The organism is Faucicola sp. SE7633 (genome assembly GCF_059264685.1).
Window position 1 is genome coordinate 128,497 of the sequence record NZ_JCADBW010000002.1, and the last position, 25,768, is coordinate 154,264.

A 25,768-nucleotide genomic window follows, 5' to 3' on the forward strand; every position below is an offset into this window, starting at 1 on the left:
GATTGATATTAACGCGCGCCTGATGTTAAAGCGCGCCATGATTTGCCGTCGGCATGACTTTTAAAAAATCGACAGAAAAAAATCAGCAATCGATAACAAGTTTTAACTTATTGTATGCTAAGTGCCTAAAAATCAAGCTATTAGTTTGCTAGGCGCGTCGATATGTTGTTGTGGTCTGATGTCATTGCCGCAATCGCAAAGCAATAAAAATTTCTAAAATGAATTTTATTCAACTTATTTTAGAATAATATCATTTTTATTCATGTTAAAAATCGGGTATAAATAGCGGCATAGATTAAAACCTAAAATCTTACAAGATGTAAGATTAATTGTGTCAGATAACCCGTTAGCCAAAGGTGATTTAGCGATGACGACTTCAACCCAACCGACTTCAACCCAACCGACTTCAACCCAACCGACTTCAACCCAACCGACTTCAACCCAACCGACTTCAACCCAACCGACTTCAACCCAACCGTTTGCTTGTTCAGTCCAGCGCATTCGTTTTGATGAAAACTATGTGCCTGCCAAAAGCACACGCTTGACAACCAATTTTGCCAACCTTGCACGCGGTGAGCGCCGTCAGCAAAACCTGCAAAATACGTTGAACATGATTAACAACCGCTTCAACAATCTGGCGCATTGGGATAACCCAACGGGCGATCGCTATCGCGTTGAGCTTGATATCGTATCGCTTGATTTGGATATCGAAGGCAACGGCGAGCGTTTTCCTGCCATCGAGATGCTGCACACTACCATCATTGACCAACAAACCCACACGCGTATCAGCGGCATTGTTGGCAACAGTTTTTCATCGTATGTGCGCGATTATGACTTTAGTGTGTGGCTGCGTCGTCACAACAATAACTACCAAAACACTGACTTCACAGTCCCCGATAACTTTGGCGTGCTGCATGGCAAGTTGTTTAAATACCTGTTAGAATCAGATGAGTTTCGCCAGCAATTTCCCAAATCGCCTGTGATTTGCCTAAGTGTTTCGACAACAAAAACTTACGAGCGCACAACCAACGTGCATCCAATTCTTGGCGTAGAGTACCGCCAAGATGCGTATTCGCTGACCGATGAATACTTTGCTCACATGGGCTTACGTGTGCGTTACTTTATGCCGCCCAATGCGGTTGCCCCGTTGGCGTTTTATTTCTCAGGCGATTTGCTCAACGATTACAGCAACCTTGAGCTGATTGGTGCCATCAGCACGATGGAGTCATTCCAAAAAATTTACCGCCCAGAGATTTATAACGCCAATTCGGCAGCAGGGCAGGTGTATCAGCCAAGTTTGACGTATGACGATTATTCATTGACAAATATCGACTATGACCGTGACGAGCGCACGCAGCTTGCTATCGAACAAGGCAAGTACACCGAGACCAACTTCATCGAGCCATTTCGCAATGTGTTAGCACAGTGGGCAGGTGTGGATGTTATTTAGTGATTTATTTAATTTAAAAATTTAACTAATTTAAAAAATAGGAAGCTTTTATGACGCAATCAGCAAGCCGTATCGACCATCTACAGCGACTACCGACCTCAACCGCAGGTAGCTTACCGAAGCCTGCGTGGTTGGCAGAACCTGAAAAACTGTGGTCAGAATGGAAAGTCACAGGCGATGACTTGCAACAAGCCAAATATGACGCGCTGTTGGTATCACTGCAAGAACAAACTGCCGCAGGGCTTGATATCGTTAGCGATGGCGAGCAAACTCGTCAGCATTTTGTCACCACCTTTATTGAGCATCTTAATGGTGTGGATTTTAACCAACGCCAAACGGTCAAAATCCGTAACCGCTACGATGCCAGCGTGCCAAGCGTTGTAGACGCGGTGTCGCGCTCCAAGGCGGTATTTGTTGAAGATGCGCAGTTTTTGCGTCGTCATACCGACCGCGTCATCAAATGGGCATTACCAGGTCCGATGACCATGGTTGATACCTTGTATGATGCGCACTACAAAAGCCGTGAAAAATTGGCATGGGAATTTGCCACCATTTTGAACCAAGAAGCCAAAGAATTGGCGGCAGCAGGTGTGGATATTATTCAGTTTGATGAACCAGCGTTCAACGTGTTTTTTGATGAGGTTCACGATTGGGGCATGGCGGCATTAGAACGCGCTTGTGAAGGCTTAGCCGATATGGGTTGCCAAACCGCGGTACATATCTGTTATGGCTATGGCATCAAAGCAAACACCGATTGGAAACAGACACTGGGCAGCGAGTGGCGACAATACGAAGAAGTATTCCCAAAACTGCAAGCATCATGCTTGGACATTATTTCATTGGAGTCGCAAAATTCACGCGTGCCGATGGATTTGATGGAGCTGATTCGCGGCAAAAAGGTCATGGTGGGCGCGATTGACGTGGCGACCGACACCATCGAAACGCCCGAACAAGTTGCCGATACCTTGCGCAAGGCATTACAATTTGTCGATGCTGATAAGCTGTATCCTTCAACCAACTGTGGCATGACGCCGCTATCACGCGCGGTTGCCCGTGGCAAGCTTGCAGCTTTGACAGCAGGGGCAGCACTTGTGCGTCGTGAATTGGCATAAGCCAATCGCACGCGGTATTTTTTTAGGGTCAAAAAGTTATAACAGTAAAAGGTAAGCAAATACAAATGGTAGCAGCGAGCGATTTTCGAGATGCCATGGCAATGCTCAGTAGTGCGGTCAATGTGGTAACCACCGCAGGCGAAGCAGGGCGGCACGGCTTTACCGCCTCGGCGGTGTGTAGCGTCACCGATACGCCACCGACCTTGCTGGTGTGCATGAATACCGCGTCACGCTCTTACCAGTATTTTGTTGAAAACCGTGTGCTAGCGGTGAATGTGCTGGCTGAACACCATGAGCCGCTGTCGAATAGCTTTGCCTCCAAAATGAGCTCTGAGGAGCGTTTTGGACAAGCTGAGTGGACAACGTTGGCAACGGGTTCACCGATTTTGACCAATGCGCTGGTGAGTTTTGATTGCCAAATTGAGCAAATCCAAGAAATTGGTACGCATGGTATCTTTATGTGCCGCATTGTCGCCTTGCGTCAAAATGACCACGATCAAGGATTGGTGTATTTTAACCGTGCGTATCACCGCGTGGGCACGCCCAAAATCGGCTAGCATGGTTTAATTGACCCTATTTCGGTGGTTTTTTCGCTGTTTGTTGTTGCGCGCCTGCTATTGGTCATGAGCCAGTAGCAGGTCTTTTCATGTTGAGATAAAGGGATGTTACGATCATGAACCGACCCAAGTATTTGCCCGATAATTTTAGCCTGCTGATTATGCTGATGGTGGTGCTTGCCAGTATTGTGCCGATATCGGGCACGCCTGCGCGCGTGTTTAGTCATATGACGGATGTTGCCGTTGGGATGCTGTTTTTTTTGCATGGAGCAAAATTATCGCGTGAAGCGGTGCTTGAGGGCTTGCTGCATTGGCGGCTGCATTTGATGATTTTTGCCGCCACGTTTGTGCTGTATCCACTGCTTGCGCTTGTTATGAAGCCGTTGGTCATGCCATTTATCACGCCTGAGCTATACATGGGCTTTGTTTATCTGTGCCTGTTGCCCTCAACAGTGCAATCCTCGATTGCGTTCGTGTCGATTGCTAAAGGCAATGTGCCTGCGGCGGTGTGCAGCGCGTCTGCGTCCAATATCATCGGGATTTTTCTGACACCTGTGCTCGTTGGGCTGTTTTTAAATCAGTCAGTAGACGGCGCAGGTGGTGTCGGCATGGGCGTAGTCGGCAAAATCGTTGGGCTGCTACTGGTGCCGTTTATTTTGGGGCAAATTGTTCGCCCACGGATGATCAATTTTTTAAAACAGCATGGCAAATTGGTCAAGGTGGTCGATCAAGGCTCGATTTTGATGGTGGTGTATTCGGCATTTAGCGCAGCGGTGATTGAGGGCATTTGGCACCAAGTATCGTGGGCGACCTTGGCGTATTTGATTGGCATTTGTCTGGTCATGCTTGCCGTTGTCATGGTGGTGCTACAGATAAGCAGTAAAAAACTTGGCTTTAACCGCGCTGATCGTATCACGATTTTGTTTTGTGGCTCTAAAAAAACCTTGGCAAGCGGCGTGCCGATGGCAAAAATTTTGTTTGCAGGGCAGCCATACGGCATGTTGATTTTGCCGTTGATGTTGTTTCACCAAATTCAGCTATTGGTCTGTGGGATTTTAGCAGCACAAATGGCCAAAAAATAATAGGCAAACATCAGCTAATCAACACAGCGCCAAGCAAGGGGTAGCAAACTATATTTTGTGCAAAAATGCCAAAATGGGGTTTGTATTTTGCAGCTAAATAACGATTATAGCCAACCACCGTGCGATTTTGCTACCGTTTTGCCTTAACTTTTTGCCATAAATACGGTATAGTAAGGCGATTTTAATCAATAAAACATTGATACCTCGCGTTGCCAAGACAATAGGCCAAAAAATTTTGGTAAATCACGGCAACTTGCTCGGTAAAATTAAATTTTAATAGCTCGCCAAAAGCCCAACTTAACCATCAACAGCCAGAGGGATGACTATGTTACAAGATTATCGCAAACACGTCGAAGAGCGCGCCGCGCAAGGCGTTGTGCCACAACCGTTGAACGAACACCAAACCGCCGAACTGGTTGAAGGGCTAAAAAATCCGCCTGCCGATGAAGGCGAGTTTTTGCTTGATTTGTTAGAAAACCGCATTCCACCGGGGGTGGATCAAGCCGCGTATGTCAAAGCCGCATTTTTGGCAGATATCGTCAAAGGCAACGCGCAATCGCCTTTGGTGAGCAAGCAAAAAGCCATTGAGTTGTTGGGCACTATGCAAGGTGGCTACAACGTACAACCGCTGATTGACGCGCTAGACGACAAAGCATTGGCAGCCGATGCGGCAAACGCGCTTAAACATACCTTGTTGGTGTTTGATGCGTTCCACGATGTGGCAGAAAAAGCCGACGCAGGCAACGAATACGCCAAAGCGGTGATTCAATCATGGGCGGATGCAGAGTGGTTCACCAGCCGCAAGCCTGTGCCTGAAAAAATGACTTATAAAACCTTTAAAGTCACGGGTGAGACCAACACCGACGACTTGTCGCCAGCCCAAGACGCATGGAGCCGTCCTGACATTCCACTACACGCGCTTGCCATGCTCAAAAACGCGCGCGATGGCATTCACCCCGATGAAGACGGTGTGATTGGCCCGATGAAACAAATTGAAGCGCTTAAAGCCGATGGCATCCCCTTGGCGTATGTGGGTGACGTGGTCGGTACAGGCTCAAGCCGTAAATCAGCCACCAACTCCGTACTATGGCTGATGGGCGATGACATCAAAGGCGTGCCCAACAAACGCGCAGGTGGTTTGGTCTTGGGTGGCAAAATTGCGCCGATTTTCTTTAATACCATGGAAGACGCAGGCTCATTGCCCATCGAGACCGACGTATCAGGCTTGAACATGGGTGATGTGTTTGACATCTATCCACACGATGGCAAAATCACCCGTCATGACTCTGACGAGGTCATCTCAACCTTTACCCTAAAATCACCCACCCTATTGGATGAAGTGCGTGCAGGCGGACGTATTCCGCTGATTATTGGACGTGCCTTGACCAACCGTGCGCGTGACTACTTGGGCTTGCCAGCGTCAGAGGTGTTTATCAAGCCCGTGCAACCTGCCGACACAGGCAAAGGCTATACCTTGGCACAAAAAATGGTGGGTAAAGCCTGCGGCGTTGAAGGCGTACGCCCTGGTACTTATTGCGAGCCCAAAATGACCACAGTCGGCTCACAAGACACCACAGGCCCGATGACCCGCGATGAGCTTAAAGACTTGGCGTGTTTGGGCTTTAGCGCAGATTTGGTGATGCAGTCATTTTGTCATACCGCGGCTTATCCAAAACCCATTGACGTTGAAACCCAACACACCTTGCCTGATTTTATTATGAACCGCGGCGGTGTGAGCTTACGCCCTGGTGACGGTATCATCCACTCATGGCTGAACCGTATGTTGTTGCCCGACACCGTCGGCACAGGTGGCGACTCACACACACGTTTCCCAATGGGTATTTCATTCCCTGCAGGGTCTGGTTTGGTCGCGTTTGCTGCCGCGACAGGCGTCATGCCACTTGATATGCCAGAATCTGTACGCGTGCGCTTTGTGGGCGAGATGCAGCCTGGTATCACCTTGCGTGACCTGGTTCATGCTATCCCTTATCAAGCTATCCAAGAAGGCTTGCTGACCGTTGAAAAAGCAGGCAAGAAAAACGTATTTAACGGCCGTATCCTAGAGATTGAAGGCCTAGAAAACCTCACCGTTGAACAAGCGTTTGAATTATCAGACGCGTCAGCTGAGCGTTCTGCGGCAGGTTGTACCATTACCTTGTCTGAAGAATCGGTGAAAGAATACTTAAATTCTAACATCACCTTGCTCAAATGGATGATTGCCGAGGGCTATGGCGATGCGCGCACCTTGGCGCGTCGTATCCAAGGCATGGAAGAATGGCTAGCCAATCCAAGCCTAATGCGTGCGGATGAAGACGCCGAATATGCGGCAGATATCGTCATTGATATGTCAGAAATCAAAGAGCCTATCTTGTGCTGCCCAAATGACCCAGACGATGCCAAAACCTTGGCAGACGTGGCAGGCGACAAAATCGATGAAGTGTTCATTGGTTCTTGTATGACCAACATCGGCCATTTCCGCGCCGCAGGCGAGCTACTCAAAGAAGTACCCGCAGGCAGCCTTGTGACCCGTTTGTGGATTGCACCGCCAACCAAAATGGATGCACGCCAATTGATGGATGAGGGCTTGTACAACGTCTATGCGCAAGCAGGTGCACGCACCGAGATGCCGGGCTGCTCACTGTGTATGGGTAACCAGGCGCGTATTGCACCAAAATCGACTGCGGTCTCAACCTCAACGCGTAACTTCCCGAATCGCTTGGGTCAAGGAGCTAACGTGTATCTGGCATCCGCAGAATTGGCGGCAGTGGCGGCGGTATTGGGACGCTTGCCGACCAACGACGAATATCAACAATACGCAAGCAAAATCAATAGCATGTCAAAAGACATCTACAAATACATGAACTTTGACCGCATGGCAGAGTACACCAAAGAAGCCAATGAAATCGATGTTGAAGCCGTCAGCAAAATCGATGTGGCTCAGCTTGCATAAATAATGTGACCGTTATACCAAAGCCCTATCCCAGCGATAGGGCTTTTTGTTACAATGAATTTTTAGCAAAATTTTGACTATTTAGTAAAAAAATAGTCAAGGTGAAAAAGTAAAAATAAAGAAATATGTGGGCGGTTTAAATTGTCAGCAAAACTTTGTAAGATAGCCCTAAGCTGCCGTGTATCTGATATAAACCAATGCCATAGGCTGATGATTTTTTGGCAACTGTAGTGTTTGTCTAGATGTTATTGTAAAACGTGCGCTTGTAACTGATTACAAGTTTAATCCGCTGTATTTTTCAACCATAAGGAACCGAAGATGCAAGAACAGCAATATTATAATGACCCCGATAACCAAGAAACCCAAGAATGGCTTGAGGCGTTTGAGTCGGTCATCAAACACGCTGACAAAGACCGCGCCAAGTTTTTGCTTAAAGCCTTGTACGATAAAGCCGTGCAAGAAGGCGTGATGTTCAACCGCCTAGAAACTGCCTACGTCAATACCATCCCTGTTGAAGATCAGCCCAGCTACCCAGGTAACCTTGGCATTGAGCATCGTATCCGTGCGATGGTGCGTTACAACGCGGTGGCGATGGTCATGCGTGCCAACAAGTCAGGCGATGACTTGGGCGGACACTTGGCGACATTTGCCTCAAGCGCGACGCTATATGAAACAGGGTTTAACCACTTTTGGCGTGCCGCGACCGAAGACTTCGGTGGTGATATGATTTATTACCAAGGGCATTCATCACCTGGTATGTACGCGCGTTCCTTCCTAGAAGGACGCTTGAGCGAAGAGCAGTTGATTAACTTTCGCCGTGAAGTCGGTGGCAAGGGCTTGCCAAGCTATCCACACCCATACTTGATGCCCGACTACTGGCAATTTCCAACCGTGTCGATGGGGCTTGGGCCTATCATGTCAATTTATCATGGGCATGTCCAAAAATACCTAGAAAACCGCGGCCTAATCCCACAACAAAACCGTAAAATCTGGGCATTCTTGGGCGATGGTGAGACCGATGAGCCAGAAACCTTGGGGGCTATTTCGCTGGCAGGTCGCGAAAAACTTGACAACCTCATTTGGGTTATCAACTGTAATCTACAACGCCTGGATGGCCCTGTACGCGGTAACGGCAAAATCATCCAAGAGCTTGAGTCGGTGTTCCGTGGGGCAGGCTGGCGCGTGATTAAGCTGGTATGGGGCAGTAACTGGGATCCACTGCTTGCCAAAGACAGCTCAGGCGCGCTCAAACGCCGTATGCAAGAAGTCGTTGATGGTGAATACCAGTTGTATGAAGCGCGTGATGGCGCGTTTGTGCGTGAGCATTTCTTTAACAAATACCCTGAGCTTAAAGAAATGGCAGACCAGCTAACCGACGATGAAATCGCACATCTAAACCGTGGCGGACACGATCCGATTAAGATTTATACCGCATTTAGCGAAGCGATGAAAACCAAAGGACAGCCAACCGTCATCTTGGCAAAAACTGTCAAAGGCTATGGATTGTCAGTACAGGCGCAAGCGGTCAATAAAGCCCACCAAATCAAAAAACTCGACATCGAGGGCTTGCAATACTTCCGCGATCGTTTCAATTTGCCATTTACCGATGAGCAGCTTGATGAATTGCCGTTTTATCGCCCTGCCGAAGACTCGCCAGAGTTTAAATACTTAAAAGCGCGTCGTGAAGCGTTGGGTGGGCACTTGCCAAACCGTCGCAGCGGCCATATTCCGCTAGAAATTCCTAGCCTTGATATGTTTGATAAAGTGTTGCAAGGCAGCGGTGGCAAAGAGCAATCAACCACGATGGTATTTGTGCGCTTGCTATCAGCCATGCTCAAAAATAAAGCGATTCAAGAACGCGTCGTACCAATCGTACCCGATGAGGCGCGTACCTTTGGGCTTGAGGGCATGTTCCGTCAGTTAGGCATCTATTCATCGGCGGGGCAAAACTACACGCCAGAAGACAGTGAAGCCTTGATGGGTTACAAAGAAGCCAAAGACGGGCACATGCTAGAAGAGGGCATCAACGAAGCAGGCGCGATGAGCGCGTGGATTGCCTTGGCGACCAGTTACTCAGTCAATGCCTTGCCAATGATACCGTTCTACATCTACTACTCCATGTTTGGTTTCCAACGTGTGGGTGACTTGGCATGGGCCGCAGGTGACTGCCAAGCGCAAGGCTTCTTGATGGGCGGCACAGCAGGGCGCACAACCTTGAACGGTGAGGGCCTACAGCACCAAGACGGTCACCACATGGTACTGTTTAACACCGTGCCAAACTGTGTGTCGTATGACCCATGCTATGGCTATGAGTTGGCGGTTATCATCCACGACGGCCTAAAACGCATGTATGCTGACGGCGAGCGCGTGTACTACTACATCACCTTGATGAACGAAAACTACGAACAACCTGCCATGCCTGAAGGTGTGGAAGAGGGCATCAAGCGCGGTATGTACCTGCTAGAAGACCACGGTGCCAAGCAAGTACAGCTGCTTGGTTCGGGCGTGATTTTGCGTGAAGTGCAAAAAGCCGCGCAAATTTTGGCCGATGAATTCAACATCCAAGCCAACGTGTGGAGTGTGACCAGCTTTAACGAACTGGCGCGCGATGGTATGGCAACCGATGAGTACAACCGCTTGCACCCACTTGAAGAGCAAAAAACCCCATGGGTTACTGAGCAATTAGCGCAGCACGAAGGTGTGGTTGTGGCAGCGACTGACTACATTCGCGCATTCTCAGAGCAAATCCGCGCATGGTTGCCCGACTCACGCCCATACGCGACGCTAGGTACCGATGGTTTTGGTCGCTCAGACAGCCGCGCGCAGTTGCGCAGCTTCTTTAAAGTTGATGCCGCGCATATCGTGGTTGCCACGCTCAAATTGCTTGCCGATGAAGGTGAGGTCGATCCACGCTTGGTCAAAGATGCCATCAACAGCTTTGGCATTGACACCGAAGCGCGTCCTGCTTGGTACCCACCACAACAAATCGACCAATCGCCTGACGCGCCAGCGCCACGCGGTGCACACCCTAAACCTGTGCCACAGTTGGTAGAAGAGGACGATGAGGCGATTTCAACCGAAGGCAAGGCAGAAGACCAAGCCGATGCGCCGCTTATCAACGACAAACCAGAATAAACCCAAACCGCCAAGCCAGCGCAAGGCTTGGCGCAATCCTTACAAATCAGCAGGTGCGACGCTTGTGGCGTTGTACCTGCTGTACAAATGCTACCAAAATATCAAAAAAACGAAGGACAACGACATGCAAATTAAAGTGCCCGATTTGGGCGTGGACAGTGCCGAAGTCAGCGAAATTATGGTAAAAGTCGGTGACACGATTGCCAAAGATGACAATATTGTCTTGCTTGAATCTGACAAAGCTTCAGTTGAAGTGCCTGCCAGTGCCGCAGGCAAGGTAAGCCAAATTGCGGTAAAAGTGGGCGATAGCGTCAAAGAAGGCGATGTTCTGCTAGAAGTTGAAGACGCAGCACAAGCAGATGATAGCAGCGCAGACCAAGCCGCTGATACACAGCCACCCAGCCAAAGCGCAGAGCCGAGCGCAGACCAACAACCCAGCGAAACCCAACCAGCGCAACCAGCCGCCCAAACCCAAACCAGCCAAGGCGGTGAGCAAACCTACCAACTACCCGATTTGGGCGTAGAGACAGCGGACGTGGCTGAATGGCTGGTCAAAGAAGGCGACAGCGTCGAAAAAGACCAACCGCTGGTATTGGTAGAATCTGACAAAGCCTCGGTGGAAGTGCCAGCACCAGCAGCAGGTAAAGTCGTCAAATGTTTGGTGCAAGCAGGCGACAGCATCAGCAACGGACAAGACTTTGTGGTTATATCAGGGGCTAGCAGCAACACCACCGACGCAGTAACGGCTGAAAAACCTGCCGACCACAGCACCCAAGCTGCGCCATCAACAGACAGCCAACCGACAACGACCCAACCAGCCGCCCAAACCCAAACCAGCCAAGGCGGTGAGCAAACCTACCAACTACCCGATTTGGGCGTAGAGACAGCGGACGTGGCTGAATGGCTGGTCAAAGAAGGCGACAGCGTCGAAAAAGACCAACCGCTGGTATTGGTGGAATCTGACAAAGCCTCGGTGGAAGTGCCAGCACCAGCAGCAGGTAAAGTCGTCAAATGTTTGGTACAAGCAGGCGACAGCGTCAGCAACGGGCAAGACTTTGTGGTCATCTCAGGCGCAGCAGGCGCAAGCCAGCCAGCAGCGAAGCCTGAGCCTCAGCCACAAATACAAACAGCACCCAAAACCCCAAGCGCTGAGCCAGCAAAACCAGCAGATAACCCACAACCAGCCCAGCCAACAACCGATGCCAGCAGCCATTCAACACAAAGCCAGTCACAACTTAGTGAGGCTGAGCTGAACGCCAAATCTGCCGATGTCTATGCTGGCCCTGCGGTGCGCAAACTTACCCGTCAGCTTGGCGTGGATATCAGCCAAGTCAAAGGCAGCGGCAAACACGGGCGTATCGTCAAAGATGACATCTTTGCGTATGTCAAAACACAAATGCAGAGCCTAAAAAATGCACCTGCGGCAAATACGGGCGCACCGACAGCGGCGCGCAGCGGCTTACCTGCGCTGCCAGATATGAGCAAAGCGGAAATTTGGGGCGACATTGAACGCCAAGATTTGAGCCGTTTACAAAAAGTCTCAATTCCACAGCTCAATTACAATACTTACTTGCCGCAAGTGACCCAGTTTGATTTATCAGATATCACCGATACTGAACAACTGCGTGTTAGCCTAAAAGAAGACTTCAAAAAACAAGGCGTGAGCTTAACGATTTTGGCATTTATCATGAAAGCCACCGCGTACGCCTTGCAGCAGTTCCCTAAATTCAACAGCCACTTGAGCGATGACAATACCCAAATTTTGGTGCGTAAATCGGTGCACATGGGTTTTGCGGTGGCGACGGATGATGGCTTGACCGTGCCCGTCATTCAAAACGTGCAAGATAAGGGCATCAAGCAAATCGCCATTGAAATCGGCGAACTTGCCAAAAAAGCGCGCGATAAGAAGCTAACTGCCAAAGAGCTGACAGGCGCATCGTTTACCATCTCAAGCCAAGGTAACTTGGGTGGTACATACTTCACGCCGCTGGTAAACTGGCCACAGGTGGCGATTTTGGGGGTCAGTGAAGCCAGTATGCAGCCGCGCTGGAACGCCGATAGCCAAAGCTTTGAGCCGCGCTTGATGTTGCCGCTGTCGTTGTCGTATGACCACCGCGTGATTAACGGCGCTGATGCAGCGGTGTTCACGCGCTATGTGGCTAACTTGCTGGCTGACCCACGGCGCATTTTATTCTAATTTTTTAAGTAAAATACCAAAAAACCTGTCCCCAAGTGTGACAGGTTTTTTTTTCAATAAAAAAGCCCAATAAAAAATGCCTTAAAATCAACATGGTTTTATCCAAAAGTTGATTTGGTGTATAATAGTCTGTTTTTTTAAACATGGGTGCAAACCCATCGAACCTAAGCGAGGGCGTGATGAAATATCCTAAAATATATGATGTCATCGTCATTGGTGGCGGACACGCAGGCACAGAAGCGGCGTTGGCGGCGGCGCGGATGGGGCAACAGACCTTGCTTTTGACGCATAATATCGAGACTTTGGGGCAGATGAGCTGTAACCCTGCGATTGGCGGCATTGGCAAGTCGCATTTGGTGCGTGAGGTCGATGCGCTAGGCGGTGCGATGGCATTGGCAACAGACAAAGCAGGCATTCAGTTTCGGGTACTCAATAGCCGCAAGGGCGCGGCAGTACGGGCAACGCGCGCGCAAGCCGACCGTATTTTGTACAAAGCGGCGATTCGCGCGACCCTTGAAAATCAGCCGAATTTAGACTTGTTTCAGCAAGCGGCAGATGATTTGGTTGTGCAAGATGGCAAGGCGGTGGGCGTGGTCACGCAATCGGGCATTGAATTTGCTTGTGGGGCGGTGGTGCTGACCACGGGCACGTTTTTGGGCGGTATTATTCACATTGGCTTGCAGCAGCACCAAGGCGGACGAGCAGGCGATCCACCTGCCCAGCGTTTGGCGCAGCGTTTGCGTGAGCTCAACCTACCCGTGGGGCGGCTTAAGACAGGCACGCCGCCACGTATTGACGCGCGTACGGTGGATTTTAGCGTGATGACCGTGCAACCAGGCGATACGCCGCTGCCTGTGATGTCGTACATGGGCAATGTCCACATGCATCCGCGCCAAATCAACTGCTATATCACTCACACCAATGCGCAGACGCATGACATTATCCGTGCAGGGCTTGACCGCTCGCCGATGTATTCGGGTGTGATTGAGGGCGTAGGGCCGCGCTATTGCCCGTCGATTGAGGACAAAATTCATCGTTTTGCCGACAAAGACAGCCATCAGATTTTTATTGAGCCTGAGGGCTTGACAACGCATGAGCTTTATCCCAACGGTATCTCAACCAGTCTGCCGTTTGATGTGCAGCTTGCGTTGGTGCGCTCAATGAAAGGGCTTGAAAACGCGCATATTTTGCGCCCCGGTTATGCCATCGAGTACGATTATTTTGACCCACAAAATTTACAGCCAAGTCTTGAAACCAAGTCGATTGAGAACTTGTATTTTGCCGGTCAAATCAACGGCACGACGGGCTATGAGGAGGCAGCGGCGCAAGGGATTTTGGCAGGTATCAATGCGGCACGGCGTACCCAAGGTCTGCCTGCGTGGACACCGCGCCGCGACCAAGCGTATTTGGGGGTGTTGGTGGATGACCTTATCACGCATGGCACCAAAGAGCCGTACCGTATGTTTACCAGCCGTGCCGAATACCGCTTGCTGCTGCGCGAGGACAATGCCGATCAGCGTTTGACCGAAATTGGGCGCGAACTGGGCGTGGTGGATGACGCGCGCTGGCAAGCGTATAGCGAAAAAATCGAGGCGATTGCGCGTGAAACCCAACGCCTAAAAGCGCTATGGGCAACGCCAAGTAACGCGCTTGGACAAGCTTTGATGGCAACTACCGATGAAGTTTTGACCAAAGAAAGCACCGCGCTTGATTTGCTAAAACGTCCCAACATCAATTTTGCCACGCTAGCACCTTTGACTAAGTCCGATGTCGTGCCCGAGGTGGGCGAGCAAATTGAAATCGGGGTCAAATACGCAGGCTACATTGACCGCCAAGCTGCTGAAATCGGGCAGATGAAAAAACTTGAACACATGGCATTGCCCGTGGATTTTGACTACACGCAAGTGTCAGGGCTGTCCAATGAAATCGTGCAAAAACTTGCCCATGTGCGGCCCGCCAGTTTGGCGCAGGCGAGTCGTATCAGCGGTGTGACCCCTGCGGCGATTCAGCTATTGATGATGACCCTAAAAAAACAACAGCTCAAACGCCAGCTAGCCGATGACCATGCGCCTGTCGTCTAAAAGCAACCGTGGGCAATTGATAAGGCAAAATGATGGCTAATGCGTCGTGGCTTGCCGCCTTGGTATTTGCGCTCAATATCACCTTGCCCAATCTGTTGATTATGGCGTTGGGGTTTGCCATGCGGCGCTGGACGCAGATCAACGCCAACTTTGTTGATATCGCCTCAGCGTTGGTGTTTCGCTACTGCCTGCCGTGCTTGCTGTTTTTTAGCGTGTCGGACAGTCGCGTTGATATCGGCGCGCAGTTGCCGCTGATTGGCGCAGGCGTGCTGGTCACCCTGCTGTTATTCATCGGGGCGGAGCTATACGCACGCTGGCGTATTGCTGACCCTGCCGACCAAGGCGTGTTTGTGCAAGGCGTGTATCGCAGCAACATGGCAATTATGTCGCTGGCGACCGTGGCCAACGCGTATGGTCAAGCAGGCCTTAGCGTGGGCGCGGTGTACATGGGTGTGGTGACAATTTTGTTTAATGTGCTGGCCGTCATCACGCTAAGCCGCACCCAGCAGCACACCTCCATGGGCGCGCGCGTGGCAAATCTTGGCAAAACCATGCTCAAAAATCCGTTGATTATCGCGTTGGTGGCGGCGTTTGTCTATAAGGGCTTGCGCTTGCCGCCCTTGCCGACGGTGATTCACCACACAGGGGATTTGCTGGCGGCAATGGCACTGCCGCTGGCGTTGATTTGTGCAGGGGCAAGTTTGGATTTTGCCTCAATGCTGCGCTTGTCGGGCGTGTCAATGCAGGCAAGTTTGGGGCGGGTGTTTGTCGCGCCGTTGGTGGCGGTGGCGGTAGGGCTGGTGTTTGGCTTGCCGCCGTTGTCGATGGGAGTGTTGTTTTTGATGGTCGCCTCACCTGTGGCCGCCGCAAGCTATGTCATGGCAAAAGCGATGGGTGGCAATGACGTGGCCGCTGCCAATATTTTGGCATTCACCACGGTGGCATCGATGCTGAGCATGGCGGTAGGGGCAGGGGTGCTGCGCGCGTTTGGCTTGATGTGATTTGGTTTTCCGTATTGCTTATGATAAATTTTTAAAAATTTACCTTGTGGATTTTTTAAGTGAAAAAATAATGGTAAGACGGGTTGGCTAATTTTTTTTGGTATAATTTAGCAAAATTTACCATGCTGCCGTGTGACGCTGTTGCCAACCGTTGCCAATAGGATCTACAAAACATTGAGTATTGAGTTTTGTTCGCTGAACTTAGCAGAAGATATAACAAAATGATACCGCAAATACACGCGCCAAACCACGCTATTTATATGAATTCTCAGCCCAAACCGTTGGATTTAATCAATTTTTTAGATGATACGCTGGCGAACTGGCAGGTTCATCGCTGTCAGCTGGTGGAGGCCAACATCAGCCAAGCGCGTCCGATGCCGCTGATTTATCACTATGAAGCCTTGGCAGATGACCTCAAGGCGCAGTATCCGCTACAAGGGCAATTGCTCAAACGCTTTGACCAAGCCATGAGCCGTGAGGAATTTGCCGCAGGGCTTGGCATTGCACCGCAAGCCGTGCCGCAAGCATGGCAGCTTAAATTCACGGGTAAATTGGTGCTGTATCATGCGCAGCCCGATGTCGCGCTGCGTTTGCACTGGACCAACACGCTCAAGGACTTTTTGCCGATTTATCAAACGGACTTAGCCACCGCAGTGGCGCAAAGTTTTGATCATTGGCAGTGGGTTGGTGCGGTGGAAGTGGTCAATCGTGACCGTGCGTGGCAGCTGGTCGGTGCGTTGGCACAGGATACGGCAAGCGGCGAGCAGGCGGTGTGGCAACTGGCCGTTGATACACAGTTTAGCGCATTGCCGCCGCCGTTGGCCGATGTGGTCAAGCAGACCTTGTACGCCGATGATGTCAGCGCGCGTTTGGCGGCTGTGATGCAAGATACTGCCCAAAGTTATGCTGAGAATTTTATCGCCACCAAAGACGCTACTTTGGCTTAAGCGGTGCTTGTCAGACTTGTCAGACCCCAACAAAACGCCTTGTCACCCCTTGCCATAAACTTTCGACTTTAGGCGCAGGATGAAGGCAATTGTTAGGCGCGTTAAGTTTTGCTATACTCGTTTTTGTTGTATTTTATCCTCCGTTGCCGTAAACCTGCGACTTCAGGCGGTGGATATAAGGCAACACGGGAACTAAAATTACACACGAATTTTTTTTAGCGTGTGTGTTTTACTACAAAACTTGTTAAAATAACCCCATGAAAACACTCAAGCTACGCATACGAGACAAACACATAGACCAACTAAACCGCCTAAGCGGTTTGGTTAATTTTGTGTGGAACTACGTCAATGACTTGAGCCTGCAATACCTTAAACGCACAGGCAAATTCCTATCTGCCTATGATTTAAACGAATACACCAAAGGCAGCGGCGAACACCTAAACCTACACAGCCAAACCATCCAAGCCATCAACGAAACCCACGCCAAAGCACGCAAACAATTTAAAAAAGCCAAACTAAATTGGCGAACTAACAACCCAAACTCTAAGCGTAAAAGCTTAGGTTGGTTACCGTTTAAACAATCCGCCATTAAACACATCGCTACCCACCAAACAGGCAAAAAAGGCTTAAAATCAACCCTACAACTAAGCTTAGCCAAAGGGCAAAAACTTATCCTTGACCTATGGGACAGCTACAACCTAAGCCTATACCAAATTAACACCTGCGAACTGGTACAAGACAGCCGTAACCGATGGTATGCGTGTATCACCGTCAAAGACTACCCTAAAACCACTTGTGGAACGGGTAGCGTCGGTATTGATTTAGGCTTAAAAGACAGTGCCACCGCCTCAAATGGCGACAAGCTACAAATCAAGCAAACGCTTAAATACGCCAAAGCGTTAGCCACCGCCCAACGCGCCAACAACAAACAGCGCGTTAAGACTATTCACGCCAAAATTAAAAACACCCGAAACGATTTAATCCATAAATTCACTAACAAACTGGTTAAAGATAATGCCCTAATCATCGTGGGTGATATTAAAACCAGCCAATTTAACAGTAAAAAAGGCAAACTCGCCAAGTCGGTTTACGATGCAGGTTGGTTTGAAATGAAACGACAACTGACCTACAAATGCGAGCACGCAGGTTGCCGTTTTGAAATCGTAAATGAACGATACACTACCCAAACTTGCTCGTGCTGTGGCGATATGTCCAGTAGTCCGAAAGGTAGAGCAGGTTTGCGAATAAGAGAATGGACGTGTGCAAAGTGTGGCACACGGCATGATAGAGATATCAATGCCAGTCGGAACATTCTTGCGGTCGGGCTTGACCGTCTGGGAGCAGGAATCCCCGAACGATAGGGAGGGGAGGAAGTCAAGATGCCAATATTTGCCGCCAAAATTTGGTGCGCGATTCACAAACAAGCGGATGACCCCATCAATGACTTTGGATATCGTCGGGCTGGTGAGCCAAGCCAGCATTTTTGTGCAAATCATCATGGCGCTGCTGCTGTTGGCGTCGCTCTTGTGTTGGGTGACGATTTTTCGGCTCAGCAGTCGGCTGGCAGGCGCGCGCGATGCCGATGAGCAGTTTGAGCAAAGCTTTTGGTCAGGTATTGAGCTGCCGACTTTGTACAAGGGGGTGCAAGGCAATCCCGAGCGCAGTGGGCTTGAGCAGGTGTTTTTTGTTGGCTACAGTGAGTTTTTGCGTCTAGCGCGCAAGGCATTGTCGGCGGCGGATATCACCGCAGGTGTGGAGCGCAAGCTGCGTGTGGGGCTGGGTCGTCAGCAGCTGGAGCTTGAACAGGGTTTGCCGCTGCTGGCAAGTATTGCATCGGTGTCGCCTTATATCGGGCTGTTGGGCACGGTGTGGGGGATTATGACGGCGTTTATGGGGCTATCGGCCGAGCAGCAATCCACGCTGGCCGCCGTTGCCCCCGGTATTGCCGAGGCGCTGATTGCCACGGCATTGGGTTTGTTCGCGGCTATTCCTGCGGCGTTGGCATTCAACCATTTTACCGCCAAAGCCGAGCAGATTTATCAAAGCCGCGCGCTGTTTTGTGATGAAATCACGGGGATGTTGCTGCGCGAAAGCCGTCCTGACCACGCGCCCAGCAATTTGTCCGCCGATGCGCCTGTGGGTCTGCCGAGTTTAGACAAGCAGCCGACGGTGGTGTTGCCCAATGACGCGGTTTGATGTGTTCCCTACTTTAAAACGCAAGAATCGGCACGACCGTTAGGCTTGTTTGTGTGGATAATTGCCGCAAGCCTGCATGGATAGCCACAGGTTTACGGCAACGCGTGTTAAAATCGGTCTGCCAGTTGCGAATGGTTGCTCAAAAAATGAACCCAAGCCCTTATAGCCGCGCCAATACGCGCAAAATCAATGCCAGTATGAACGTTGTGCCGTACATTGACGTGATGTTGGTGTTATTGGTCATTTTCATGGTCACCGCGCCCATGCTGACCACGGGGGTTGATATCGACTTGCCCAAAGCACAAACCAAGGCACTCAGCCAAGGCAGCCAACTGCCCGTGATTGTGTCGATGGATGCACAAGGCAAGCTGTTTATCAGCTACCAAAGCACCGCTGACCAGCCTGTATCACGCCGTGAGCTGATTGCCACATTGCAAGAATTACAAGCCTTGCCTGAGTATCAAGTTGAGGGCAAATCGCAGCTAAATGTCATGATTAACGCCGACCAGCATAACCCGTATGGCGATATCATGCAATTAATGGCAAGCCTACAGCAAGCAGGCATTCAAAAAGTCGGCTTACTGACAGCACCGCCCAAAAAATAACGCGTATCAAAGTGCTTGGAGGTTGCACTGCTTTATTTTGGCAAGGTATAATCCAAGTATCATTCAAAGGTATTATTCAATAAAAACAGACACAACGTCTTTTTATTTATTGGTTTATCAATTATTGGGCTGCCAATCATGGGGAGGCAAGGCAAAACAGCCTGCCTAAGCCCGCTAAATACAAGGAAAATCACCGCCCATGCGTCCGCAGATTTCCGCCGTGTATGTACCTGTGCGCACACCAGATTACAAAACATGGGCGTTGATACTCAGTATTTTGGCGCATGTATTGCTGATTGGCGCGTTGGTGTGGTGGAATCGTGACCCACCACCTGCCGCCATGCAGACCAGTTTGGTCACGCCCGAAGAACTGGCCGATATCCAAAGTCAAATCCGTGCCAACCAACGCGCCGAAGCTCTTGGCCAAAGTACCCAAGGCGACCCCAATGCCACAAGCCTGACTGACCCCATGCCTAGCGCAGGCAATGCCCATTCGCGCCAGTCTGCCACCAACCACCACACGCCGCAACAGGCTGCCATGCAAAGCCTTGCCGAGCAGCAAGCCGCGTTTGACGCGCAGCGTGCGCAATACGCTGAGCAAGCTGACCGCGAGTTTGCCGAGGCACAGCAGGCCATCGTCGATGACCTCAACCAACAGCACGCCGATGAGCAAGCCGCACTGGCAAATTATCGCGAGCGTGAAAACAGCCTTGATGATATCCTTGAGGAAAACCGCCGCACGGCAGAGGCGTACAACAAAAAAATCGTCATTGAACGTGTCGATATGGGCAAATCTGACACCGCCAAACAAGGCAATGCCGCAAGCCGCACCGATAACGCTGACAGCAAAACCAACGCCACAGACACAACCAATGCTGGCAGCTCGGCCAACAATGCAGGCAGCCGTAGCGGCGGTGGTGGTGATGCAACCAGCTACATCAGCCAAATCAAAGCCAAAATCGAAGCCAACTGGAGCGTACCTGCCAACAGCCAAGGCAAAACCGTGCGCGCGTCATTTAATATTTCGCCATCGGGTGACATCAGCAACATTCGCATCCATGGCGGCGATGAGATTTTAAAATTAAGCCTGACCAAAGCGCTGCAAGCCTCAAGCCCGCTGCCTGCTCCACCTGCCGACATCTATAGCAAAGTTGAAAGCAACAATTTTACCTTTACCGCCGAGTAATGCGCGGTTCAAACTGACTGAATCCCTACTCACCACCGTACAACCATAAAAACCTTTTGCCGCCTTGCATTTGATGGTATGATTTTGGTAAATTTTATGATGACCTTGCCAAAGATTTTAACCAATGAAAACCACCGTTAAATTTCGTCCGATTATCAGCGCCGTGGCCATCGCCAGCGGTCTGCTCGCCGCCACTCTGCCAAGCGCGCAAGCTGCCGATGTCACCATCACCAAAGCTGCGCCGCGCACCAACACCCAAATCGCCATCGTGCCATTTGCTGGCGCGGAGAGTATCTCGGGCATTGTTGCCAATGATTTGACCAATCTTGGACAATTCGCGCTTGACAGCAACTTGCCTGAACGCCCCAAAGCAAGCGGTGAAGTCACCTTGCCCGTGTGGCAGCACCAAGGCGTGCCGTATCTGGTTGTGGGTAACACGCGCAGCAATCGCGGTGATGTTGAAATCAATTTTGAAGTGATTGAAGTGGGTAGCGGGCGTGTACTAGACGGCGTGCAGCGCGTTAGTAGCCGCAATACGCCCAATGCGTTGCGCCTAGCAGGGCATAAAGTCGCCGATCGTATTTATGAACTTTTGACAGGGGTGCAGGGGGATTTTTCGGGTAAAATCGTGTATGTTGTCGAAAATGGCACGGGCAAAAACCGCGTATCACGGCTGGTGATGTCCGATGTTGATGGCTACAACCCTGAAATTTTGCGCGAATACCGCGGCACGATTAAATCGCTTAACCCATCCCTAGATGGCAAAAGCTTCACCTACACCGCGCAAGGTGAGGGCTACCCCGTGGTGTACGCCAGTGACGTGGTCAGCAAATCCAGCCGCCTACTCACACCGTTTCGCGCCAACAACTTTAGCGCGTCCATCTCGCCCGATGGCACGCGCGTGCTATTTAGCAGTGACAAAGACGGCAACCCTGAAATTTATTTATCAACAGGTGGCGGCACACCACAACGCCTGACCAACCACCCGATGGCGGACATCGCGCCAAGCTGGGCACCTGATGGGCAGTCATTTTTATTCACCTCTGACCGTAACGGCAATAACCGCCCACAGATTTACCGCTATCGCTTTGCCACACGCAGCATTGAGCAGGTTAGCCGCGGCGGCAGCTACAATACGTCGGGGCGCATCAGCAGCGATGGCAAAAAAATGTCGTTCTTGTCAGGGACGCAGCAAGGTGCGGTGATGGATTTGACAACAGGGGCTATCAGCGCGATTAATAACGCAGGCCTAAGCGAAGCTCCCAGTCTCTCACCAAACGGGCAACACTTGATTTATTCGGGGCGCAACGTCATTACTATCAAGTCCGATGGTAAAACCGTCAGCATCAACCCACGTCAAAATGGTGTGCCTGCAGGCACGATTCGCGAACCGATTTGGCTCAAAGGCGCGCCTTAGCCGTTAAAAATTTTTAAATAATAAAAGGGAAAAACATGCAAAATTCCTACAATAATCTACCCACAGGCAATGCGCCAACCCACGCGGTTGCCGAGCGTGTCGAGAGCTTGATACCGTATAACCACATCAGCTATGCGCTATATCTGTTTAGCTATTTTACCGCAGGCTTAACGTGGATTATCCCGATTGTGATGAACTATATCAAACGCGATGAAGTGCGCGGTACATGGTTGTATAGCCATTTTGACTGGCAAATCAAAACGTTTTGGTACAGCATTGTGTTTTTTGTGATTGGCGTGATGATGATAGCCATAGGCTATGGCTCAGCGATTTTGGGTTTTAGCATGGGCGGTGGCAATAGCAGCGTGGGCTGGGGCGGTAGTTTAATCGGTACGTTGGGTCTGGCGGTGACAAGCTTTACTATTTTATGGCATTTATACCGCATTATCCGTGGTTGGATTGCCTTGGCGCAGCGTAAAGCCGTGCCATAAACCAAAACGGGCAAACGATGGCGGGTTTTTGCCGCTTGTTCGTGAACTTAAATGACAAATCTGTTACAATATGCACACCCGTTAGCCGTATCTGGTGTGAGTGGTTGTTCATTGATGGCGACTACTGCCTCAGATGAGCGGTTGAATGTTAGCGTTTTATCAACAAAAAGCGATTGCTATGTATCCGTTATTGCGCCCGTTTTTGCTCCATACTGACCCCGAACGCGCCCATGAGATGACACTTGCCATGCTTGAGCGTGCGCAAAAAATGGGTATGTTGGGCTTTGTGTATGCCAAGCAGCAGCTTACCACCGAATGCATGGGGCTGACATTTAGCAACCCTGTTGGGCTGGCAGCAGGGCTCGATAAAAATGGCGAATACATCGACGCGCTGGCGGCGCTGGGTTTTGGCTTTATTGAAATCGGCACGGTCACGCCCAAGCCACAAGCAGGCAATGACAAGCCGCGATTGTTTCGTATCAAAGAGGCGCGCGCCATCATCAACCGCATGGGCTTTAATAATCAGGGTGTGGATTATTTGATTGCGCAGGTTAAGCGCAGCAAATACCAAGGTGTGCTTGGTATCAATATCGGCAAAAATGCCGTCACCCCCGTGGCAAATGCGCTGGATGATTATGTATTTTGTTTAGAGCGCGTCTATCCGTACGCTTCTTATATTACCGTTAATATCTCGTCACCGAATACCAAAAACTTGCGCGATTTGCAGCAAGGCGACGCGCTCAGCCGTTTACTGGATGGTATCAAAAATCGCCACAGCCAAATTGCCAGTCAGCACGGGCATTATGTGCCGTTGGTGCTCAAGGTAGCCCCCGATCTGGACGATGCGCAGGTAGATTTTATCGCACAAGAGGTGGCGCGTTTTGAGATTGATGGGCTTATTGCGACCAACACCACGCTAAGCCGCCAAGGGGTAGAGGACGACCCAACCGCTAAGCAAGCAGGTGGGTTGTCAGGCAGACCCTTGAGCCATCGCAGTACACAAATTTTGGCACAATTTGCCGAACGCTTGCCCAAGTCGGTGGCATTGATTGGGGTTGGGGGGATTGACTCAGGGCAACGCGCAGTCAATAAAATTGAGGCAGGCGCGGAGCTGGTGCAGCTATATAGCGGCTTGATTTATGAAGGGCCGGCACTGGTGCAAGATTGTGTGGAAGCCATCGATGGCTATTATCTTAGCCAAAAACCTGCCTAAGCCTTGGCTGCGATGCGTCATGCCAACATATTGTCAGTTATCAAGCCCACGACCCCACCATGACAGCGATTGATGCGTTGATTGGTGGTTTTGTGCTGCTCGGCTTGTGGCAGGGCTATCGCGCAGGCTTGTTGCGCGCGTTGGTTGGCATGTTTGGCTGGCTGGTGGCGCTGATGACGGCGACCGTGCTGGCGCGTCCGCTTGCGCCGTGGGTGGCAGGTTGGTTGGGGATTGAAACCGACTGGTTGGCACGGGTGGCAAGTTTTGCGGTGCTTGCGGTGGCGGTGGTGCTGACGCTACATGTCGTGTTGTGGGTGCTGCGGCGCACGTTGCAGGGCTTGCGGTTGGGATTTTTGGACAGGCTGGCAGGCGCAGGCTTTGGCGCGGCGCGTAACTTGCTGGTGGTGTTGGTTGGGCTTAGCACGCTTGTGCCGCTGACGGCGGATGCCAAGATATGGCAAGATTCGCGTAGCGTGCAGGTGCTGTTGCCATGGGCACCGTTTGGTATGGCGCTCAGTCGGCAACTGACGCAGCAGGTACACGACGGCGGACGGCGTGGCACGGGTGCGTTACAACAAGCCGTGGATGGGCAAAACACAGCGGCTAAGCCCAGCAAATAACGCTCAATCAGCTGAATACATCGTCGATTTTATCCTCCGTTGCCGTAAACCTGCGCCTTTAGGCGGTGGATATAAGGCAACACGAGAACTAAAATTACACACGAATTTTTTTTAGCGTGTGTATTTGACTACGTGTGCTTTACTACAAATCTTGTTAAAATAACCCCATGAAAACACTCAAGCTACGCATACGAGATAAACACACAGACCAACTTAACCGCCTAAGTGGTTCGGTCAATTTTGTGTGGAACTACGTCAATGACTTGAGCCTGCAATACCTCAAACGCACAGGCAAATTCCTATCCGCTTATGATTTAAACGAATACACCAAAGGCAGCGGCGAACACCTAAACCTACACAGCCAAACCATCCAAGCCATCAACGAAACCCACGCCAAATCGCGTCGCCAATTTAAAAAAGCAAAACTAAATTGGCGAACCAACAACCCAAACTCTAAGCGTAAAAGCTTAGGTTGGTTACCGTTTAAACAATCCGCCATTAAACACATCGCTACCCACCAAACAGGCAAAAAAGGATTAAAATCAACCCTACAGCTTAGTTTAGCTCACGGGCAAAAGCTAATTATTGATCTATGGGACAGCTACAACCTAAGCCTATACCAAATTAACACCTGTGAACTGGTACAAGACAGCCGTAACCGATGGTATGCCTGTATCACCGTCAAAGACTACCCTAAAACCACTTGTGCAACGGGTAGCGTCGGCATTGATTTAGGCTTAAAAGACAGTGCCACCACCTCAAACGGTGACAAACTCACCATCAAACAAACACAAGCATGGGCAAAAAAACTAGCCACCGCCCAACGTGCCAAAAACAAACAGCGTGTCAAGGCAATCCACGCCAAAATTAAAAACACACGCCAAGACCTGATACATAAATTCACCACCCGATTAGTCAAAGACAATGCCCTAATCGTGGTGGGTGACGTTAAAACTACCCAATTTAACAGTAAAAAAGGCAAACTAGCCAAGTCGGTTTACGATGCAGGTTGGTTTGAAATAAAACGTCAACTGACCTACAAATGCGAGCACGCAGGTTGCCGTTTTGAAATCGTAAATGAACGATACACTACCCAAACTTGCTCGTGCTGCGGCGATATGTCCAGTAGTCCGAAAGGTAGAGCAGGTTTGCGAATAAAAGATGAGAACGGATAAGCAAAGCACTGCTTTGCCCGTTCGCAAGACAAGAGCTATGCTCGCAGTAGACTTGTGCAAAGTGTGGCACACGGCATGATAGAGATATCAATGCCAGTCGGAACATTCTTGCGGCAGGTCTAACCGTCTGGGAGCAGGAATCCCCGAACGATAGGGAGGGGAGGAAGTCAACCAACGGTTTGATGTTAAACGCTTTAATTTAGCAAATTATCATCGATGGGCAAATAACCTTGAAATATCGGTGTTTTGCCTTAGTAAAGTGCTTACGCTAAGCAGTGCTGTCAAATTGGCGTATGGGCTAATAAGACAGGACCAAGGTCTTGGGCGCGCCGTTAGTTGTTATGCAGCGGTTT

The 25,768-nt window shown here is 50.4% G+C and carries 19 protein-coding genes and 1 pseudogene; all 20 read left to right on the forward strand.

Going from position 1 to position 25,768, the window contains the following annotated elements; all coding sequences use genetic code 11:
* Positions 1-331: 331 nt before the first annotated feature.
* Entirely contained in the window at positions 332-1,450 is a 1,119-nt protein-coding gene (locus tag AC5L4R_RS01495) for a putative oxygenase MesX (protein WP_494472038.1), read from the forward strand.
* A gap of 50 nt (positions 1,451-1,500) precedes the next feature.
* Entirely contained in the window at positions 1,501-2,562 is a 1,062-nt protein-coding gene (locus AC5L4R_RS01500) for a methionine synthase (protein WP_494472039.1), read from the forward strand.
* A 65-nt stretch (positions 2,563-2,627) separates the two neighbouring features.
* Positions 2,628-3,119, forward strand: a complete 492-nt coding sequence (locus tag AC5L4R_RS01505; RefSeq protein WP_067234866.1) for a flavin reductase — start codon at positions 2,628-2,630, stop codon at positions 3,117-3,119.
* A gap of 116 nt (positions 3,120-3,235) precedes the next feature.
* Positions 3,236-4,201, forward strand: a complete 966-nt coding sequence (locus tag AC5L4R_RS01510) for a bile acid:sodium symporter family protein (protein ID WP_494472040.1) — start codon at positions 3,236-3,238, stop codon at positions 4,199-4,201.
* A 325-nt stretch (positions 4,202-4,526) separates the two neighbouring features.
* Complete coding sequence (gene acnB / locus AC5L4R_RS01515) at positions 4,527-7,151, forward strand: bifunctional aconitate hydratase 2/2-methylisocitrate dehydratase (RefSeq protein ID WP_494472199.1); 2,625 nt, start codon at positions 4,527-4,529, stop codon at positions 7,149-7,151.
* Between the two features lie 318 nt (positions 7,152-7,469).
* Complete coding sequence (gene aceE, locus AC5L4R_RS01520) at positions 7,470-10,286, forward strand: pyruvate dehydrogenase (acetyl-transferring), homodimeric type (RefSeq protein ID WP_494472041.1); 2,817 nt, start codon at positions 7,470-7,472, stop codon at positions 10,284-10,286.
* 124 nt (positions 10,287-10,410) lie between these two features.
* Positions 10,411-12,483 carry a 2-oxo acid dehydrogenase subunit E2 gene (locus tag AC5L4R_RS01525; protein WP_494472042.1) on the forward strand — a complete coding sequence of 691 codons (2,073 nt, stop codon included), beginning with the start codon at positions 10,411-10,413 and terminating at the stop codon, positions 12,481-12,483.
* A gap of 179 nt (positions 12,484-12,662) precedes the next feature.
* Positions 12,663-14,564, forward strand: a complete 1,902-nt coding sequence (gene mnmG, locus AC5L4R_RS01530; protein WP_494472043.1) for a tRNA uridine-5-carboxymethylaminomethyl(34) synthesis enzyme MnmG — start codon at positions 12,663-12,665, stop codon at positions 14,562-14,564.
* A gap of 32 nt (positions 14,565-14,596) precedes the next feature.
* A complete protein-coding gene (locus AC5L4R_RS01535; protein ID WP_494472044.1) occupies positions 14,597-15,565 on the forward strand; it encodes an AEC family transporter in 969 nt (322 codons plus the stop codon).
* A 260-nt stretch (positions 15,566-15,825) separates the two neighbouring features.
* On the forward strand, positions 15,826-16,512 hold the full coding sequence (locus AC5L4R_RS01540; RefSeq protein WP_494472045.1) for a hypothetical protein: 687 nt from the start codon (positions 15,826-15,828) through the stop codon (positions 16,510-16,512).
* 257 nt (positions 16,513-16,769) lie between these two features.
* Positions 16,770-17,873 carry an RNA-guided endonuclease InsQ/TnpB family protein gene (locus tag AC5L4R_RS01545; RefSeq protein ID WP_494472046.1) on the forward strand — a complete coding sequence of 368 codons (1,104 nt, stop codon included), beginning with the start codon at positions 16,770-16,772 and terminating at the stop codon, positions 17,871-17,873.
* A gap of 67 nt (positions 17,874-17,940) precedes the next feature.
* On the forward strand, positions 17,941-18,708 hold the full coding sequence (gene tolQ / locus AC5L4R_RS01550; RefSeq protein WP_494472047.1) for a protein TolQ: 768 nt from the start codon (positions 17,941-17,943) through the stop codon (positions 18,706-18,708).
* 146 nt (positions 18,709-18,854) lie between these two features.
* Positions 18,855-19,313 carry a protein TolR gene (tolR, locus tag AC5L4R_RS01555; protein ID WP_494472048.1) on the forward strand — a complete coding sequence of 153 codons (459 nt, stop codon included), beginning with the start codon at positions 18,855-18,857 and terminating at the stop codon, positions 19,311-19,313.
* Positions 19,314-19,512: 199 nt separating this feature from the next.
* A complete protein-coding gene (locus AC5L4R_RS01560; protein ID WP_494472049.1) occupies positions 19,513-20,499 on the forward strand; it encodes a cell envelope integrity TolA family protein in 987 nt (328 codons plus the stop codon).
* A 124-nt stretch (positions 20,500-20,623) separates the two neighbouring features.
* On the forward strand, positions 20,624-21,916 hold the full coding sequence (locus tag AC5L4R_RS01565) for a TolB periplasmic receptor (protein WP_494472050.1): 1,293 nt from the start codon (positions 20,624-20,626) through the stop codon (positions 21,914-21,916).
* Between the two features lie 35 nt (positions 21,917-21,951).
* Entirely contained in the window at positions 21,952-22,407 is a 456-nt protein-coding gene (locus AC5L4R_RS01570) for a DUF4870 family protein (RefSeq protein ID WP_494472051.1), read from the forward strand.
* Between the two features lie 178 nt (positions 22,408-22,585).
* The gene (locus AC5L4R_RS01575) at positions 22,586-23,620 is read left to right on the forward strand and encodes a quinone-dependent dihydroorotate dehydrogenase (protein ID WP_494472052.1); all 1,035 of its coding nucleotides are present in this window, start codon (positions 22,586-22,588) and stop codon (positions 23,618-23,620) included.
* Positions 23,621-23,679: 59 nt separating this feature from the next.
* A complete protein-coding gene (locus AC5L4R_RS01580) occupies positions 23,680-24,240 on the forward strand; it encodes a CvpA family protein (protein ID WP_494472053.1) in 561 nt (186 codons plus the stop codon).
* Between the two features lie 167 nt (positions 24,241-24,407).
* Positions 24,408-25,415 carry an RNA-guided endonuclease InsQ/TnpB family protein gene (locus tag AC5L4R_RS01585; protein ID WP_494472054.1) on the forward strand — a complete coding sequence of 336 codons (1,008 nt, stop codon included), beginning with the start codon at positions 24,408-24,410 and terminating at the stop codon, positions 25,413-25,415.
* Between the two features lie 74 nt (positions 25,416-25,489).
* Positions 25,490-25,618 (forward strand): annotated as a pseudogene (locus AC5L4R_RS01590) (hypothetical protein); the annotation flags it as partial.
* Positions 25,619-25,768: the final 150 nt, after the last annotated feature.